The sequence below is a fragment of the Streptomyces sp. NPDC051320 genome (genome assembly GCF_040682175.1).
Taxonomy (GTDB): domain Bacteria; phylum Actinomycetota; class Actinomycetes; order Streptomycetales; family Streptomycetaceae; genus Streptomyces.
The window spans coordinates 540859-556467 of the sequence record NZ_JBFBAL010000001.1 but is presented as its reverse complement, the minus strand read 5'-3'; the positions used below and the strand labels follow the sequence as shown (position 1 = coordinate 556467).

Sequence of the window (15609 nt, the reverse complement as noted above, 5' to 3'; positions counted from 1 at the left end):
CGGATGTTCAGTTGTCGAGTCGCGCTTGGGCTTCGTCGATCTGCCGGTTGTACTCGTCCAGCCAGCCGAGGAGCGCGTCGGCTTCTTCGACGGTGAGCCGCGCCCATTCCCAGGGGCGGACGTGGAGCAAGTGGGCGGCGTTGCCGAGCTGCCTCAGACGGCGATCGGCGGCAGGGCTTTTCCCTCGGTCGCCTCGTCGATCGCGGTGGCGATCTCCCGGTTGATCTGGTCGACCTGCTCGGGTGTCGCCTCACCGGACTCGATCAGGTTGGAGCGCATCAGCTCGTACTCCTGCTTGGAGTACTCCAGCTTCAGCTCATCCCACGCGAAGTCGACGTCCTCGTACTTCAGTGTGGGGTGCTCCCGCTTGAGGAGCACCCACAGCAGTGCGCGCCGGCACACGGCGTTGCCGTTGAGGACGCCCTTGGTGAAGTCCGCGAAGTCCATGTGCGAGCGCCGCTCGAGGGCTTCACGCTCGACACTCATCAGCTTCTGCGGCTTGTACGGGAACCGCTGCGGCTCGTCAGCCCCTTCGGGCTGGTAGACCAGAAACACGGCCGTCTCCTCCTTATCTGACCCGGCTGGCGATGCGCCGGGCCATGTCTTCCATGGCCGCGTGAACGGCCTGCTTGTAGATGTCCTGACGGCCCTGGAACGCCCGGTCGAACCACTCGATCTTTCCGCGTTGCTGCACCCAGTTCTCCCGGTTGCCCCACACCGGGTGGCGCCAGCCGCGTGAGCTGTTGGTGCGCTTGGGTGCGTTGGGGAAGCCGCGCACGTTCTTGGTCTTGAAGGCCTTCACCCGTGCGCCGGTCCAGCGTCCGCCGAGCTTCACCTCGGGCCGGATCTTCTTCGCGATCGCTGAGCGCAGCGCGGGCTGGGTGCTGCCGTGCAGGGAGACCATGCCCATGATGGAGCCCTTGGCCTGATCGGCCCCGGGCTTGAGGGCCGCACGCAGGTTCGCGGCCAGCTCCTTACGCAGCTGCTTGCCGTCCTCCTCGGCTTTGAGCGCCCGTGCGAGCTGGTCCAGGCCCTCGTGCGTGGCGCGCACCTCGAACGGCGGCCCGTCGGCCATCAGGCCGTCGCCCGGGCCACAGCCCCCGACGTGGGATAGCTGACGCCCGAGGTCGCCTCGTCGCCGACGGAGCCCTGGATCGGGTTCCACCCGTTGATCAGGACACTGCCGGTGTAGCTCGGGTTGGAGGCACTGACGGCGGCGTTGTCGGCGCGGACCTCGAAGGTGACCACGGTGCCGAGCAGCGGCCACATGATCGAGTCGAGGGCGGACGCGGCGACGTCCTGCAGGAAGTCGAGGCCGAGCTCGCCGGACTTCAGCCCGCCCAGGAGCTCCTTCCAGCCCTGCGACCCGTAGGTCGTGACGTCCTTCTCCTCGACCTTCGTGGTCAGCTCCCCCTTCTTGGTGTAGTCGGACAGGTCAGTGCCGTTCAGCGCGACGTACTCGGCGAGGAGAACCATCTTCGGCATGGGTGATCACCAGATCCCTAGGGTTGAAGCGAACAGGAAAGACGGGCTGGTGCCCGTGATGGTCCAGGCGACCCGCCACCAGGCATCCGTGATGGCGGTGGAGTCGGTGCGCAGGATCTCCCCGCCCCCGGCGCTCGCCGCGGTGAACGTGAGCCGGGTGGTCGGGCTGGCGAAGGTGTCGTCCGCACTGGACTCCACCCGGGCCGTGAGCGTGGGCGAGGCAGTGCCCGACACCGACACGACGTGCAGCGCCGCGTACAGCCGCTTGCCCGCGGCCACGGTCCCCACGTTCACCCCGGTGCCGGTGCCGTCCGCGGTGCGGGCGATGCCCGGCGGATGGGCGAACTGGCCCCGGACCAACGGCCAGGAGCTCTTGCCGCTGCTCGTCCACGGGGCGATCTCGCCGACCGCGTCACCGAGCTTGTAGTCGCACCGCAACGCCTTCGTGAAGTAGGCCAGATTGCCGACGGCGGCACCGTCCGGGCCGACGGACCAGGCACCCAGCCCGCCCAGTTGCGCCCACGAGGCGTCGTCGACGAGGCCGGGGTCGCCGGCCTCCCACTGGCCCTCACCTTGGATCTCGGCCGAGGCGAGACCGCCGAGCAGCTCCTTGTAGCCCTGCGAGCCGTAGTTGGTGGTCTCCTTCTCCTCCACCTTCGAGGTGAGCTCCACCTTGTTGGAGGCGCTGGTCAGGTCGGCGCCGCCGGTGAACAGCCGGACGTTCGTCAGCACGAAGCCGCCCATCAGGTGTCCTCCTTCCTGGCCTTGGAACGGCGCGGAGCCTGGACAGACTCGGCGATCCCGGAGGCCACCAGGTGCAGGGCCTCACCAGTCAGGACGTCTTCGGTTTTCCCTTTGGCCGGCCACGGCTGCCCGTTCCTGAGGGCGCCGGGCGGCATCTGCTCGAGCATGCGGATCCGCATCAGCTCTTCCCATCTCCGATGACCTTCACGATCAGTTCCGCGCCCACGTACTGGGCGCCCTCGTGCTCGTACCAGCGGTAGCCCTGCATACGCATCACGTGCAGGTCGTGCGCCAGGCCCCCGAGCGCGAACTCGCCGGGCGCTCCCCGCGCGGCCTCGATCGCCACCTTCAGCGACGCGCTGCCGGAGCCGGACAGCATGCCGTCCAGGACCCGCTGGGAAGCACGGTCATCGGCGCGAGAAACCAGGACGCGGCAGGTGAACTCCAGCTCGTCCAGGGCCCGCCGCATGGCCTTGTCGAAGTCCTGTGTGTACTCGGCGACGAAGAAGTGCGGGGCAACGACCGAGTCCGGAGTGAAACCGGAGCACGTCAGCTTCCCGATGCCAGCAGGCAGGACCACGGCGGTGGCCGCGTCAGCGATGGCGTCCCGCACCAGGGAAATCTGCATGACCGCCCCCTTTATCCGAAGCCGGGCAGGATGTACGGCTCGATCAGGTTCCACACGTCCGGGTCCCGGCGGGACAGATTGCGCACGCCCCACTCGGCCGAGCCGATGATGCCCTCGGGGGAGTTCTTGCGCTTGTACAGCCGCGTGGCCTGGATGAGGGCCGCTTCGGTGACGTCCTCCGGGACGGCCGGCCATCCGAACTTCGCGGTGACCCGGATGCGGGTGAAGGACGTGCCCCAGATGCTGTTCGGCCGCAGCAGGCCGGTGATGGGGTTCCCGTCGGCCAGGGCGTTGTCGGGGGTCGTCTCGTAGAAGCCGGAGATGGCCGTGTACGTACCGCCGCCCGTCGATGCGCTCTCCACTGTCATATCGGTGGAGTCGCCGATGTCGTCGACCAGGAGGACCTGGCCGTCGTCCTCGGACACGATTCGGGCGTGCAGCCGGTAGGTGCGCGCCGTTGCTGCGGCGTCCAACCAGAAGCGGCGCCCGGTCGTCCGGTCGATGGCCCGTGACGCAGCCGAGAGCGCTGATGTGAGCAGATCGTCGCGGGTGTCGTCGTCGGCCTCGATGCTCAGCTTCTTCTTGAGCGTGGCGAGGTCGCCGTATTCGTTGGCCACCTCACGCCTTCTCGGCAGTGGGCTGCTGGCGGCCCTTCGGCGGCTCGGACCGCTGCTCTGTCTCGGGCTGCTTCTGCGCCTCGGCCGGCTTCTGCTGGCGGCCACGCTGCGGCTTGTAGCCGCGTAGCTTGAGCTGCTCGTCGACCTGGGCGACGCGATCCTTGAGGCCGCGCTGGGCCAGGCCCACGCGCTCGCGCAGCAGCGCGGCGATCATCGTGTCTTCCGTCCGGGGTTCCTGCGGTTCGCTCACTGCTCGCTCCTGAGTGAAGGAATGGACTGCGGGGGTCGACCGGAGTCGTGGCCGACCCCCGCAGTGCGGATCAGGCGCCGGTGAAGGTCGGCGTCACCAGGCCGGTGCCGCTGATCTTGCGGGCCTGGGTGTAGCGGGCGTGGGTGTACGCGAAGTAGCCGTACACGACCATCAGGACGCCGAGGTTGGCCAGCTTGGGCTGCTCCGCCCGGATGTACATCGGGGCGTTGGGGTCTTCCCACAGGTGGCACTCGTTGCGGTCCGCGAGGTAGACCTCATCCTCGTCAGTGCCCGCACCGTAGGCCGTGCCGATGTTGTTGTCGACAATGACCGGAGTGCCGTTGGGCAGCGTGCCGCGCACACCGCTGCCATAGGTGGTGGCCATGTTGGTGCCGGCCATCTGCGCGGCGATGCCGGGCTGGCTGATGAGCGGCCACGTCGACGACAGCGCGTTCTGCATCCAGTACCAGCGGCGCGAGTGCATGACCGCGATGTTCTCGCCGGACGCCATGTCCAGCAGCGCGGCCTCGACCCCGGACAGGCCTTCCAGAACCTTCGGGTAGAACTCGACTGCGGTCGGCGTGGTGTCGGTGTAGGCGACGGCGGTGGCCACGTTGGTCAGGCCGTTGGTGGCCTGGTTGAGCAGCTTGGAGTCCAGCGACGTCGAGTAGCGGCGGAAAAGGTCGTCCAACACGACAGGCTCCACACCGCTGCCGCGCTCGGTGGCCTGCCGGGACAGCGTCTGCTGGCCCGCGTTGGTCTGCACATCGATCGTCATCAGCGTGTCGTCGATGTCCTGCTCGTCGACGGCGGCGTTCTCCGACGACTGCACGTCCACGGACGTCGACGTGGTGATACGGGACAGATTGACCGTCATGCCCTGCGCGGGCAGGTCATGCGGCCGGATGGCGTCCGCGAACGGGCGCCGTGCGGCCGCAGCCGGGGCGTACAGGTCGGTGAGGTACTGCGGCACCACCAGGCCCGAGAACGCGCCCGTACCGGCCGCACGCGCCTCGATCTGGTCGCCGCGCTCCACGCGCTCTTCCTGCATGTGCCGGGACAGCCGGCCCTGGGCCTCGTAATCGCCGAGGAACGCCGCAGCGACGTCCCGCTCGAAGGTGGAGCCGCGCCGGTCCTCGTCGGGCCGGTAGGTGCGCTCCTCGGTGCCGACGCGGGCAACCCGGTCATAGGCCGGGCCACGGGTGGCGGCCGGAGTCGTGCGCGCCTGCAGCGCGGCGACCTCGTCCTCTCGGACCTGCTCGGCCTCCAGGCCCTCAAGGGCCTCCTGGCGGCGAGTGACCTCGGCGTCCGCAGCGTCACGTCGCGCGACCTGCGCGGTGACAGCCTCCTCGGTCAGGTTCTCGTCGGAGCGGAGCGCCACGAGTGCGTCCTGCTCCTGCTGGCGGGTGGTGATCGCTGTTCCGAGCGCGGTGCGCGCCTGGGCGATCAGTTCGGCGAGCGTCATAGCTCTGCCTTCCTTGGTCGGTGGATTCCAGACGCCCCGTGTCCAGGTCAGACGGCCACCCGAGGCCTTGACGCCGGGTGGGCTCGTGCGCGTAGAGCGCAGGGCAGTAACTCCCGCCGAGCGGCGGGAAGATCAGGGAGTTAGCGGGCGAGAGCAATCTCAAGGAGCGCACGGGCCCGGCTATTCGCCGGCGCGGCCGCGGGCTGCCGCATGCTCGCCCCGGTGTACGGGTTGGCGCCGTACCCGACGATCGCGACGTCGCCGCGGTGGATGTCGTACCGGTTGATGCGGTACTCGGTGTAGTCCGGGGACCACTGGCCCGACTCGATACGGAACGCGAACGACATCTCGTCGATCAGCCCGGCCCGCAGCTTCGGCGCGATGTACGCCACGTCGTGATCAGACGGATCTAGAGCGGGCGCGCGTACGGACAGGCCGGTGTCGTCCTCAGCGAGCAGCAGCGTGCCGGTGGTGGTGCGGGCCATGCGGCGCAGTTGGTCGTGCCCCAGAACCAGCGGCACATCGAGGTCGGCGCGGGCCAGCGACTCGGTGCCCGACCCCTCCGTGACGATCTCCGTGTACGGGCCGAACATGTCCCACATCTCGTACGCCTGCTCGTACACCGAGGCGTGCCCCAGGAACTCGAGCGTTCCGCCGTCACCGGCCTCACGTACCTCGACACCGGACAGGGCGGCACGCACCGTGGCGCGGGATCCTGCCCGCTCATCGCAACGGCGCTGCGAGGGCCGGTCGGCGCGCTGCCGGACGTTGTGGGCTCGTTCAGCCGCGGCCGCGGCGAGCGTGATGGCAGTCATGACGATGCTCCCGGTACGGCGGTCGTGGGCTGGGCGGGGACGGACCGCGAGCCGAACAGCCGGTCGAACTCGGCGAGCTGGTCCTCGGTGAAGGGCGGGCGGTCCTGGAGGGCGCGGGCCTCGGACGGGGCCAGCATGCGCGAGTCGATCTGCGTCTTGAGCATCAGCGAGCGAGCTGAAGGGTCCATGCGCAGCAGCGCATCCGTGTTGAGCTTCACGTAGCGCGGGTTCGACACGAGCTTCCGGCTGAAGGCGTCCTCCCGGCGGCCCACGGCCGGCCCCAGATTCATGATGAGGAACTGCAGGTTGCGCTGGGAGATGTTGGCGTAGGTGACGCTGCTGCCCGACACCGCGGCGTCGATCAGGTCACCGGGCACGCCGAAGAAACGGGCGATGTCCCCCATGCCGAACTGGCGGGCCTCGATGAACTGCGCCTGCTGCGCCACCGCCTGGATCGGCTTGTACTCCCAGTCGGCGCCATGCACGAAGACGTCCCCGTTGGAGACGGCCGCCCTGAACGCCTGCTTGGCCTCCCGGGCGTTCTTCTTGTCGATCGTCTTGTTGACGTTCTTCAGCGTGCCTGAGGGGATGATGCCCGCGCCGAACCAGTCCCGGGCGAACTGCTGGGCGTTCAGGGACTCCTCGATCGTCCAGGCCGCATACGCCACTGGGGACAGGCCGAGCGGGAACCCGGCGACGGTGTACTGCTTCTCGTGCCACACCTCCCATGGGTCGTACTCCTTGCCGCTGATCTTGAACTTCTTGATCTGCGACCCGTTGGCGCGGACGGTGACCTGGCCGAGCTCCACCAGGTCGACACGGCCGGGCAGGCCACGCCCGTCCGGGCCGATGACGCCGGAGCGCTCGGTGATGATCCCGAAGCAGTTCCCGGCCCGGTCCAGGTCGAACTCGGTGGAGTACATCCACTCCTTGATTCCGACCTCGGATCCGCCCGGGCTGACCAGGACGGGTGGCTTGGGTACTTCCACCTGCAGGCCCTGCACCTGGCGGTACACGTCGATGGGCATCATCGACACCAGGTCGGCCCGCAGGCGCAGGGCCGCCCACACCGCGGAGTGCCGCAGCGCGGTGTCGTTGGTGACGTGGATGCTCTTGCCGCCGAGCCGTCCCTCGCGGGCCAGATTCAGCAGATCCTCGGCGGTGACGATGTTCGCGTCACGGGTGAACATCCGCTTCAGCGATGCCCCGACGCCCACGGCCGCCCCCTCTCACGCGAACGAGTCCGCGATGTCGTAGTCGTCGATCACGATGGGCAGCCGTGTCACGAGCGCCCAGCGCGCCCAGGTGACCGCGCACAGCGGGGACACGTTGGTCAGCGAGGCCGTACGGTCCAGCGTCCAGGCGTCGCCCACGCGCCTGGTCCGGGCGCCGTTGACCGCCGCGGTGAGCGGGACCTGATCAATGTGGCGGCCGCTGTCCTGGCGCATCGCGTCGGCCATCTGGGCGCAGGCTTCAACGGCGTCCGTGGTGCGCAGGATTGCGAGGTCGCCGCGTGCGGGCTTGGATCTGCCCTTGCCGTTTCTCTTCGGCACGTCGATGCCGGCCGCCACCAGGTCGTCGATGAGTGATCCGGCCGGTGCCCCGGACGAGGGGACCGCGATGGCGATCGGGTTCCACAGCCTCTTCAGCCGCACCAGGGCGGGTACCACCCAGTCCGTACCGGGGCGGTGAGCGACGACCTCGTGATGTACGCGGCCGTCCTCGCGCATCGATGCCACGGCGATCGTCGACCAGTCCCGTTTCTGGGACACATCGATGGCGAGCGCGACGGCGGCGGGCACCGGACGGCTGCTGGCGTCGACCAGCTTCGGCCACCGCTCCTTGGGCACGTTCGGGTCCGTGGGCGGGGCCGCCTTGCGCGTGCGGTTGAGGTAGGCACGGTCGAACTCCGCTGGATCCAGCTTGTCGAGCTCTGCCTGAATGGTCTCCTCGGTCACCGTGTAGCCGATGGCGGGCAGCGTCGCCCGCCAGGTCGCCGGGTCCGCACGGTCCATGTCGTCGGGAGCGAACCATTCGAAGTAGCAGTTCCGCGGATGAACACCGGTCTCGAAGAGCTGCTCGATCATGGCGCGGCCGGCCTTCCGCTTCTTGTTGAGGAACACGGACTTCTCCGTGCCGCCGGCGGACGCCCACCACAGCTGGGCCATGGGCCGGGTCAGCATGGCGGGGCTGAAGGCCTGCTCCAGCCTGTCGTCCGGATGGGCGAACGCCTCGTCGATCATGCCGAGGTCGAGGGGCGGACCGTGGCCGGCCTGTTCGGTGTTCGCGGTGATGCCGATCCGGGATCGGGTCACCTTGTGGATGATCGCCTCGTGGGCGTTGGCCTTGCGGATGACGAACTGGCGGACCAGCCGGGACGCTTCGATCGTCGCCCAGAACTCGTCTTCCCACCGCTCCCTGGCCATGGCCCGGGTCTGTGCGGCGTAGATGATCCGCTGGCGCTTGTATGCGGAGGCCCGGTGGACCTTCACGGCGAGCAGGCCCTGCGTCTTGCCCTGCTGACGGGGAACGGACAGGCCGACGTCCCGGTAGGCGAACACACGGGTGACTGGGTCGATCTCGAGGGCGACGTCCCAGACGTAGCGCTGCCACGGCATCGGGGTGAAGCCAAGACGCTGCATGATCACGGCGACCTTGCCGCCGAGCGTGGGGTAGTCCGGCCGCCGCGGGGTTCCCCACCGCGGCGGGCAGGTCAGCCCGTACCGCTCGAGCAGGTCGTCGGCGAACTCAGTCGGGGCTCGCCAGGTCTCCGAGGTCGTCGTCATCGTCCGGCCCTTCTGGCCCCAGCGAGCGCAGTTCCTTCACCACCGCCCGCAGCTCTTTGACCATGCCGGGCAGCGAGTTGCCCAGACTGACCGGTGCGTCGATCTCTTGCGCCAGGCGCACGGCGGCCGCGGCGAGGGTCGGCGCCAGGCCGTCGAGCTCCTCCAGGTCACCGAGCGCGGCGAGGTCGTCGAGAAGCCGGGACCGCACAGGGCCGGGCGCGGACGCGGCCTCGAACGGGTCCGGCTGCTCAGGGAGCTCGGCCCGGGCGTGGGGCTCGGCGGCGGCGGGGAGCAAGCGGGCGGGGTCGACAGCGAACACGGAGCCGAGCGCGACCAGGTCGTCGACGTCGACGCGTCGCGTGCCGCCCTCGATCTTGCCGATGACAGAGCTGCTTGCCGGACGGCCGGCCTCGGTCAGGTGGGCGGCGAGGGTGCGCTGATCCCACCCCCGGGCATGCCGGAGATCAGCGACGGCCTGGGCGAGGTGGGTGCCAGCGTCGCCGAGCTGGAGGGCGCGGGATGCCATGACGGCGGACTCCCTTCGGGCCCGCGATCATCGCGGGGGCTGGTTCGGGGCCGGGGAGAGAAAAATGAAAGCTGGTCGTGGGGTTGCGATATGTCCGATTTCTAAAAATCCTGGAAGATCTCAGATCATTTGGATCTGATCAATCTGGTTCGATCGAATCCAAGGCTCTGACCTCTGCTTATGTAGGGCCGGCGAACCAGTCGACGCTGGTCGTCAGCTGTGCCACCTCGGCCAGGGACCGGGTGCCCTTCTCGCTGTTGCACTTGCGGAGGCAGACGGGGCAGCCGGCCACGCCGTGGATGGGCGCGAGGTTGTCTGGGTCGGTCTTGGCTCCGCCCTTGGCGACGGGGTGGATGTGGTCGACCGCGTCGGCTGCACCGTGCCCGCAGACGATGCACACGTCGGACTCGGCGAGGACACGGGCGCGCACCGTGCGGTAGGCGTAGCTGGTGAGGTCGGCACGGCCAGCCACGGTTACCTCCTGGACGTGCGTCGGCCCGGCTGCGCTGGGCGCGGGCCGGGCCGGTGATGTGGGGCTGCTCGGTCAGCGGCGGCGGAACAAGCAGATGAGTGCGGTGCGGTCGCCCGAGAGTGCCTTGCCCGTCGCGGCCGTCATGTTGGTGAGCATCCAGCCCTGGCCTTCGATGGCCTCGATCTGCTCGCCGACGCCGGACATGATCCCGGTGCTGCGGCTGGAGGACGACGCCTCAATGATCTTGAACGTGAGGACGTGGCGGCCTTCCTGGTACGCGGCTTGCGCGGTCCTGGTGGCCTCGTTGGCCTTGGCGTCGTTGATGAAGCCCATGATGCTGCCCCCCTGGTTGTGGCGTGTGAGGCCACGGTGCCAGGTCGTGGAGGTCGAGTGAAGGCGTGTGACGGTCCTGTGACATGGCGCAGGCCCGGTCGATAGTGGCGGGGCCTGGTGTCGTGATCAGCGGGTGGGCACGCTGGACGTGCCCCGAGTGTTACACCGCGTGACTGGCCTGGTCAAGCTGCCATTGCTGCGGTGCGTGCCTGCAGCTCGTTGAGGTCGACGAGGGCGCGGCCGGCCTGGTCGTAGCCGTGGTGGGTGAGGTGTCCGCGGCGTAGCCATTGGCGGATGGTGCCGGGCTTGATTCCGGTGGCTGCTGACGCGGCGTAGGGGTCGACGAGGAGCGGGGCTGTCATGGCTCCATGGTCGCCTACGGCCGCCACTCCTCGCGGTACTCCGGGTGGTCGGCGTAGGGCAGGGCGAGGAGGCGCACTGCGGCCCCGAGGCCGTTGGCCCAGCCGTAGGCGTACTCGTAGGGCTCGTCGATGTCGTTGTCCGCGACCTCTGCGTAGGCATCCACGATGCGCCGCTTCGCTTCGATCTCGGCGAGAACGCGGGCCGGGTCATGGCGGGCAGCGTGCGCCTCTGCGGCGCCATCGAAGGCAGAGGCCACGCCCTGGGCGGCCCACCGCCGCCGGTTCTTCAGGGACAGTCCCAGCAGTATGTCTGCGTTTCGGTCCCAAGTTGCGAGCGGCCCGGCCTCAGCCGATTGCCGGGCCAGCTCTTCGTCCTCGTCGTACCGGTCGCGCAGGAACTGCACCAAGTCTGTGGTCATGGGTGGATCCTCTCGCAGGTGCGCCCCGTCCGGGACTCTGTGGACGGGGCGTTGCGGCAGCGTCAGCAGCAATCCCCATTGGTAGCTGGGCTGGTGTGGCCACGGTAGCGGCGGCGTCTGACAAGAGCCGGCCCCGCCGCGGTGTTCGCGGCGGGGCGCAGCAGGGTTAGTGGCCGCAGGCGGGCTTGGACCACCATCCGCATGTGGGGCAGTACTCGTAGCCGAGGGCGGTCAACAGGTGTCGGATCATCCGTCGTTCACCTCCTGACGGACTGGATGGATGATGCACATAACCCCTTCTGGGCCCCGCTCGACTCGGTCGACGACGGGCGTCTCATCTGCGTAAACGTCACCGGAGGGGCGGGCGGGGGGCGGTGGGGGAGTGGCGGACGAATCGGGCACCCGGCGTCGTGCGGCTCGCCACAGGAGGAGTGCGCCGACTGCCCAGAGCGCGAGGACACCGGCTGTGGTGGAGGCTGCGAAGACTGCTGCCGCCGCACTGGCACCTAGGACTGCGAGGAGGCAGCCGCCGGCCGCGCGGCTCGGCTCAGGTGCTTCCTCCTGCGCCTTCTCCTTCGCCATCAGAACGCCCCGTAGACGTTCTCGCCGAGCCAGTTCGCGGCCACCGCGAGGGGCACCGCAGCGAACCCGGCGACACCTGCGGAGGTGCCGAGGCAGATTCCGCACCACGCGCCGCGCTTCAGCTCTGAGCCGTACCGCGACTTCTTGACGGCCGCGAGAAGGGCGATCGTGAGGATCAGGACCACCGCGACTCCGGGGCCGGAGAGAGGCTCGAAGGTGGCGCGTGCGGCCATCTGTCCGACGTGCCCTCCGACGCCCCAGACGAGGGCGGCATCCCCGAGCCAGTTCGACAGCCCGAGGGTTGCGCTGGAGGCCAGTCCGACGAGACCGCCGACGCCGAGGGTCGTGAGGACGCCGTACGCCCAGGAGGCGACGAACGGGGCGATGGTCGCCGCGTGGCGGGTGGGGTCCTTCATCAGGGCCTTGCGGCCGGGGTACCAGGTGATGAGCTGGTGGACCAGGAGGCAGAGACCGACGGTCACGCCGCCGTAGGTGACGTAGTTCATGGGTGGTGTGTCCTCAGCGGAGGATGGCGAGCCCGAAGGCCGCGAGGGTGACGATGAACGCGACGGTCCCGGTGATACGCGGGACGTCAGGAAGCGCTGCTGCGCAGAGACCGAGCAGCGCGGTGAGCGCTGCGAGCGGGAAGAGCAGACCGTTCATGACCGGCTCCCGTCGACGATGGCGCGGCGCAGCTCGGTGGCGTCGCGGCGGGAGAGGCTGTATTCCTCGCGGAGCCGCTCGATGGTCACCGGTTTCCCGGTGGTGGCGACCATCTCCCGGTTCAGCTTTCTGGCTTGTTTCCGCAGTTCAGACGGGGTGATCGTGACCGGGACGGTGACCACCTGGCGGGGCTCGGCGGCGGCCATGGTGCTGGTCAGCTCCCGGGGCGGGATGTGGTCGCCGAGGGCTTCCATCGGCGGCCAGACGAGGGGCTGCCACTGCGGCTCGGTGATGGACGGGATGACCACCTGCTCGGGATCGGGTGCGTCGCGTTCCAGGGTGGCTGTGGTGGTCACCTCGTCCGGCGCGATCGGCAGGGCCGGCGTCTCGTCGGGTGCCACCTCCTCAGTGCGTGACGCGAGGTGCTCGTGCACCTGGCGCATGAGCGCGCCGAACGCGATGAGGGCGGCCGAGGGTGGTACCGCGGCGACGATGTATTCCATCGCCTGAGCGTTGGTACCGACCCCGGCGACGTTCAGGGCGATGGAGCCGAGCGAGCCGACTGCGGCGAGCGTGATGGCCCACCAGTCGACGCGCTGGCGCAGTGAGGCCCGCAGGATGAGGAGTTCGCCGGCCACGATGAACAGGTCGACGGTCGCGGGCCAGGCCCAGGCCCGGGCGCTGTCGAGTCCGTTGCCCTCGGCGACGTCGTGGAGGTGCTCGTAGCTGAGCCAGAACGCGGCGCCGGTGAGCGCCACGGTGACGACCGTTGCTCCTGCTGCGAGGCTCTGCGGGGCGTTCCAGCGCGTCACACCTCACCTCCGGCGGCGATCTTGCGGAGGATCAGGGCGTATTCGCCGCGGGTGATGTCTCGCTCGATGCGGGGTGCGGCGGCGAGCAGCTGGCGTTCGGTGGCCGCGGCCTGGTCCATGTCCCGGTGGTGGCGCTGGGTGAAGACGATTGCCAGGGCGAGGCGGGTGAGCTCGAGCATGGGGCCGGCGGGGTCGTGGCCGGTCAGCTTGTCCGCGATGGTGACGAGGAGAGTCCGGACGTCGGCGGTCGGGGTGAGGTCCTTGCGGAGCTCCTCGGCGGCCGCGCCGTACACGGGCTGGGTGGTGTCGCTCATCGGGCGCCACCCGAGGTGATGCTGCCGGTCACGCCGTCCCGGGTGGCGCGCACCGTGGTGGTGCGGCCGCCGTGGCGGCGGATGATGCCGACGGCGATGAGGCGCCGGCTGGGCTGGTCTGTGCGCACGGCTGCACGCATGGAAAGATCGGGCATGCCGACTCCTGGTCTAGTCAGGTGTTCGGTGAAGGGGTCGGGCGACGCGCGCGCCTCGGGTGTCTCACCACCCGGGAGCTGTCGTCCGGCCCCGCTTCTATTCGGTTGTGCTGGTCTTGGCGTGCTGTTTCTTGAGTGCCTTGTCGATGGCGTTCCAGCTCTTGCCGAGGTCTCGGGCGACATCGGCGATGGTCCCGAGTTCGGCTACGCCTTCGCGTAGTGCTTGTGCTCGCCGTGTGGCGGACTCGGAGACGAGGAGTTGAAGCTGTCTCACCAGCTCGTCTTCCTCGCGTACCCGGTCGCGCCAGGGTTTCGCTTCCATCCCTCGCACCGTATCGAACCCAGGGTTATATGGCAAGCTCGCTGCCCTCAACACGCCAGATCCCAGCTGCCGTTGATGGCTCAGCAGCGTCGTGGTCGATCAGCACCTTCAGCCCGGGCCACATGGCTGGCGGGTAGGCGCAGCCACAGGACCGGCACCAGACGATCCGCTCGCCGGGGAAGAGGCGCAGAACGGCCCGGCAGATCAGCCCGTCCGCGTCGGTGACGGCGGGGCACTGGCCCAGGCGCATGCCGCGGTCCGGCCGCTCGGGTGGGTTGATGACGGCGGCCGCCGCGTCGTGGAGCTCGCGGATCTCCTCGGCGAATGCTCCGGCCAGCGGCCAGCTGATCGATATCCACGGCATGTTGCTGCCGAGGCCGGCGGCCGCCACCCGCAGGCGCTGCTCTACGGAGCCGGTGCGGGTGGGGGCGGGCAGGTGTCGTTCTTCGTGCACGGCGCTCAGCCAGTCCTCGGTGATGCCGACCATGCCGCCGGGGCCGCGCATGTTCAGTGGCAGCTCGGCGACGGGCAGCGGGGCGTACACGGCGGCCGCCGTGCGGCCGTGGCCGCCGGAGGACCGCGGCGCGAGGTGCTCGGCGAGCTCCCGGTACAGGCCGGGCAGCTCGGCCAGGCGCTCGCCGGTCTTGCGGCTGCACGTGCTGCACAGGTGGCCGCCGTTGGCGTCGTGTTCGCACAGGCCGCACTGGCGGCTGGTGTCGGTCAGGTCGTTCACGGCGGCTCCTGGTGGCGCGATGGGGCAGAGGATCAAGCGGGTGTTGGCTGTCGGGGCTGCTCCTACTTGCGGCGGGTGTGGGCAGGGCCGTGCGGGGACTGCCATGCGGGCCGGTCGGGGGGCGGTGCGAGGGCGTATTGCGACTGCTTGGCGTTGCGGGCGGCTTCGGTGATCGCCTGAGCAATGCGGGCGGCTTCGGCGACGATGGGGCGCATGGCCGCGTTGACGGCATCGACGTACGCGACCATCGCGGCGCGGAGTGCGGCGGCGGCTTCCTGCGGGATCTGCTGCTCGGTCATCGTCGGGTCTCCGCACGCGGCAGGTAGGTCATGGTCGGGCGGGCGAGCAGCTCTGCCTCCACGGCGGCGGCGCGGCGGGCGAGCCGGTCTCGGTTCCAGGCGCCTGCGAGGAAGAAGGCGCCGACGGAGAGCGCCGCAGCGAACCAGATGCCGACGCCGTACAGCCACATCACGACTGGTCCCCGGTGGTCCATGCCTCGACAGCCGCGCGCATGCTGTCCGCGGGGTGCCAGTACGGGGCGTAGCCCTCGGGTAGCGGCTCGTCGGCGAGCAGCGCGCGGACCGTGCTGACGACGGCGTCCGGGTCGGAGTAGAGGCCGAGCTTCGGCAAGAATTCGGGCTCGGTATTGCCGCCCTCGGACCGCGGGCGGGCCCACTGCCACTGCTCGGCGGGGTGCTCCCAGAAGAGGAACAGGCCGTCCTCGCCGGTCTCGTCGTCCTCGTCGATCGCGATGTCGCCCCATCTGATGACGGCGGACAGCATCGTGGTGCAACCAGCGTCATCGCCGGTCGCGTAGGGGTCGATCTCCGCATCCGACGCCCACCAGGCGTCAGGCTCCAGGCCGGCCTTGGTGAGGTCGTCGACGACGGCGGTGATGTACGGGGTGTGGGGCAGGGGCTGAGCCACTGTGGGTCTCCTCGTGTGATCGTGGGTGGGTGGCCGGGCCCGATTGCCGCGGGCCCGACCGTGCGTGCTGTTAGTCGGCGTAGGTCATTCGGCGGTCGTGGGCGTCGCACTCGCAGGGGCAGTTGTGGGAGCGCCCGCAGGGGCAGGGCTCGCAGCAGTAGTGCCGGCCGCAATCGCGGCAGTACGAGGTAGAGCAGTC

Annotated in this window: 28 protein-coding genes; all 28 read right to left on the bottom strand. The window is 69.5% G+C overall.

Annotation, left to right across the window (positions count from 1 at the left end; translation table 11 throughout):
• Positions 1-7 precede the first annotated feature (7 nt).
• The 28 genes from AB0M87_RS02675 to AB0M87_RS02540 all read right to left on the bottom strand — a co-directional run bounded on the left by AB0M87_RS02675 (position 8) and on the right by AB0M87_RS02540 (position 15410).
• Complete coding sequence (locus AB0M87_RS02675; protein ID WP_365849490.1) at positions 8-130, bottom strand: hypothetical protein; 123 nt, start codon at positions 128-130, stop codon at positions 8-10.
• Between the two features lie 23 nt (positions 131-153).
• Positions 154-555 (bottom strand): hypothetical protein, encoded by a 402-nt coding sequence (locus AB0M87_RS02670; protein ID WP_365849489.1) that lies wholly within the window; start codon positions 553-555, stop codon positions 154-156.
• A gap of 13 nt (positions 556-568) precedes the next feature.
• Complete coding sequence (locus tag AB0M87_RS02665; protein ID WP_365849488.1) at positions 569-1075, bottom strand: hypothetical protein; 507 nt, start codon at positions 1073-1075, stop codon at positions 569-571.
• On the bottom strand, positions 1075-1485 hold the full coding sequence (locus AB0M87_RS02660; RefSeq protein WP_365849487.1) for a hypothetical protein: 411 nt from the start codon (positions 1483-1485) through the stop codon (positions 1075-1077). Before AB0M87_RS02660 ends, AB0M87_RS02665 begins: the two co-directional genes overlap by 1 nt.
• A gap of 6 nt (positions 1486-1491) precedes the next feature.
• The gene (locus AB0M87_RS02655) at positions 1492-2229 is read right to left on the bottom strand and encodes a hypothetical protein (protein WP_365849486.1); all 738 of its coding nucleotides are present in this window, start codon (positions 2227-2229) and stop codon (positions 1492-1494) included.
• Positions 2229-2408: a hypothetical protein gene (locus AB0M87_RS02650; RefSeq protein WP_365849484.1), complete on the bottom strand. Its 180-nt coding sequence runs from the start codon at positions 2406-2408 to the stop codon at positions 2229-2231. Before AB0M87_RS02650 ends, AB0M87_RS02655 begins: the two co-directional genes overlap by 1 nt.
• On the bottom strand, positions 2408-2857 hold the full coding sequence (locus AB0M87_RS02645; RefSeq protein WP_365849483.1) for a hypothetical protein: 450 nt from the start codon (positions 2855-2857) through the stop codon (positions 2408-2410). The genes AB0M87_RS02650 and AB0M87_RS02645 overlap by 1 nt, the downstream gene beginning before the upstream one ends.
• Positions 2858-2868: 11 nt before the next feature.
• Positions 2869-3474: a phage gp6-like head-tail connector protein gene (locus AB0M87_RS02640; RefSeq protein ID WP_365849482.1), complete on the bottom strand. Its 606-nt coding sequence runs from the start codon at positions 3472-3474 to the stop codon at positions 2869-2871.
• A gap of 1 nt (position 3475) precedes the next feature.
• The gene (locus tag AB0M87_RS02635) at positions 3476-3724 is read right to left on the bottom strand and encodes a hypothetical protein (protein ID WP_365849480.1); all 249 of its coding nucleotides are present in this window, start codon (positions 3722-3724) and stop codon (positions 3476-3478) included.
• A 70-nt stretch (positions 3725-3794) separates the two neighbouring features.
• Positions 3795-5189: a hypothetical protein gene (locus AB0M87_RS02630; protein ID WP_365849479.1), complete on the bottom strand. Its 1395-nt coding sequence runs from the start codon at positions 5187-5189 to the stop codon at positions 3795-3797.
• 140 nt (positions 5190-5329) lie between these two features.
• Positions 5330-6004, bottom strand: a complete 675-nt coding sequence (locus tag AB0M87_RS02625; protein ID WP_365849478.1) for an HK97 family phage prohead protease — start codon at positions 6002-6004, stop codon at positions 5330-5332.
• On the bottom strand, positions 6001-7221 hold the full coding sequence (locus tag AB0M87_RS02620) for a phage portal protein (protein ID WP_365849477.1): 1221 nt from the start codon (positions 7219-7221) through the stop codon (positions 6001-6003). The genes AB0M87_RS02625 and AB0M87_RS02620 overlap by 4 nt, the downstream gene beginning before the upstream one ends.
• Before the next feature lie 12 nt (positions 7222-7233).
• Positions 7234-8790: a terminase gene (locus AB0M87_RS02615; protein ID WP_365849476.1), complete on the bottom strand. Its 1557-nt coding sequence runs from the start codon at positions 8788-8790 to the stop codon at positions 7234-7236.
• Entirely contained in the window at positions 8753-9316 is a 564-nt protein-coding gene (locus tag AB0M87_RS02610; protein ID WP_365849475.1) for a helix-turn-helix transcriptional regulator, read from the bottom strand. Before AB0M87_RS02610 ends, AB0M87_RS02615 begins: the two co-directional genes overlap by 38 nt.
• A 178-nt stretch (positions 9317-9494) precedes the next feature.
• Positions 9495-9788 (bottom strand): HNH endonuclease, encoded by a 294-nt coding sequence (locus AB0M87_RS02605; protein WP_365849474.1) that lies wholly within the window; start codon positions 9786-9788, stop codon positions 9495-9497.
• Positions 9789-9860: 72 nt separating this feature from the next.
• Positions 9861-10121, bottom strand: a complete 261-nt coding sequence (locus tag AB0M87_RS02600) for a hypothetical protein (protein WP_365849473.1) — start codon at positions 10119-10121, stop codon at positions 9861-9863.
• A 182-nt stretch (positions 10122-10303) separates the two neighbouring features.
• Positions 10304-10483 (bottom strand): hypothetical protein, encoded by a 180-nt coding sequence (locus AB0M87_RS02595; protein WP_365849471.1) that lies wholly within the window; start codon positions 10481-10483, stop codon positions 10304-10306.
• Between the two features lie 14 nt (positions 10484-10497).
• Positions 10498-10902 carry a DUF6221 family protein gene (locus AB0M87_RS02590; RefSeq protein WP_365849470.1) on the bottom strand — a complete coding sequence of 135 codons (405 nt, stop codon included), beginning with the start codon at positions 10900-10902 and terminating at the stop codon, positions 10498-10500.
• Positions 10903-11483: 581 nt separating this feature from the next.
• Positions 11484-11990, bottom strand: coding sequence for a hypothetical protein (locus AB0M87_RS02585; RefSeq protein WP_365849468.1), 507 nt, complete (start codon positions 11988-11990; stop codon positions 11484-11486).
• 13 nt (positions 11991-12003) lie between these two features.
• Positions 12004-12147 carry a hypothetical protein gene (locus AB0M87_RS02580; RefSeq protein ID WP_365849466.1) on the bottom strand — a complete coding sequence of 48 codons (144 nt, stop codon included), beginning with the start codon at positions 12145-12147 and terminating at the stop codon, positions 12004-12006.
• Complete coding sequence (locus AB0M87_RS02575) at positions 12144-12959, bottom strand: DUF2637 domain-containing protein (RefSeq protein ID WP_365849465.1); 816 nt, start codon at positions 12957-12959, stop codon at positions 12144-12146. The genes AB0M87_RS02580 and AB0M87_RS02575 overlap by 4 nt, the downstream gene beginning before the upstream one ends.
• Positions 12956-13273 carry a hypothetical protein gene (locus AB0M87_RS02570; RefSeq protein ID WP_365849464.1) on the bottom strand — a complete coding sequence of 106 codons (318 nt, stop codon included), beginning with the start codon at positions 13271-13273 and terminating at the stop codon, positions 12956-12958. Before AB0M87_RS02570 ends, AB0M87_RS02575 begins: the two co-directional genes overlap by 4 nt.
• Complete coding sequence (locus tag AB0M87_RS02565) at positions 13270-13428, bottom strand: hypothetical protein (protein WP_365849463.1); 159 nt, start codon at positions 13426-13428, stop codon at positions 13270-13272. Before AB0M87_RS02565 ends, AB0M87_RS02570 begins: the two co-directional genes overlap by 4 nt.
• Before the next feature lie 97 nt (positions 13429-13525).
• Positions 13526-13750, bottom strand: a complete 225-nt coding sequence (locus AB0M87_RS02560; protein ID WP_365849462.1) for a hypothetical protein — start codon at positions 13748-13750, stop codon at positions 13526-13528.
• Between the two features lie 25 nt (positions 13751-13775).
• Positions 13776-14483 carry a hypothetical protein gene (locus tag AB0M87_RS02555; RefSeq protein ID WP_365849461.1) on the bottom strand — a complete coding sequence of 236 codons (708 nt, stop codon included), beginning with the start codon at positions 14481-14483 and terminating at the stop codon, positions 13776-13778.
• A gap of 62 nt (positions 14484-14545) precedes the next feature.
• Positions 14546-14782: a hypothetical protein gene (locus AB0M87_RS02550; RefSeq protein ID WP_365849460.1), complete on the bottom strand. Its 237-nt coding sequence runs from the start codon at positions 14780-14782 to the stop codon at positions 14546-14548.
• Positions 14779-14955, bottom strand: a complete 177-nt coding sequence (locus tag AB0M87_RS02545) for a hypothetical protein (protein WP_365849458.1) — start codon at positions 14953-14955, stop codon at positions 14779-14781. Before AB0M87_RS02545 ends, AB0M87_RS02550 begins: the two co-directional genes overlap by 4 nt.
• Positions 14952-15410 (bottom strand): hypothetical protein, encoded by a 459-nt coding sequence (locus tag AB0M87_RS02540; RefSeq protein WP_365849457.1) that lies wholly within the window; start codon positions 15408-15410, stop codon positions 14952-14954. The genes AB0M87_RS02545 and AB0M87_RS02540 overlap by 4 nt, the downstream gene beginning before the upstream one ends.
• Positions 15411-15609: the final 199 nt, after the last annotated feature.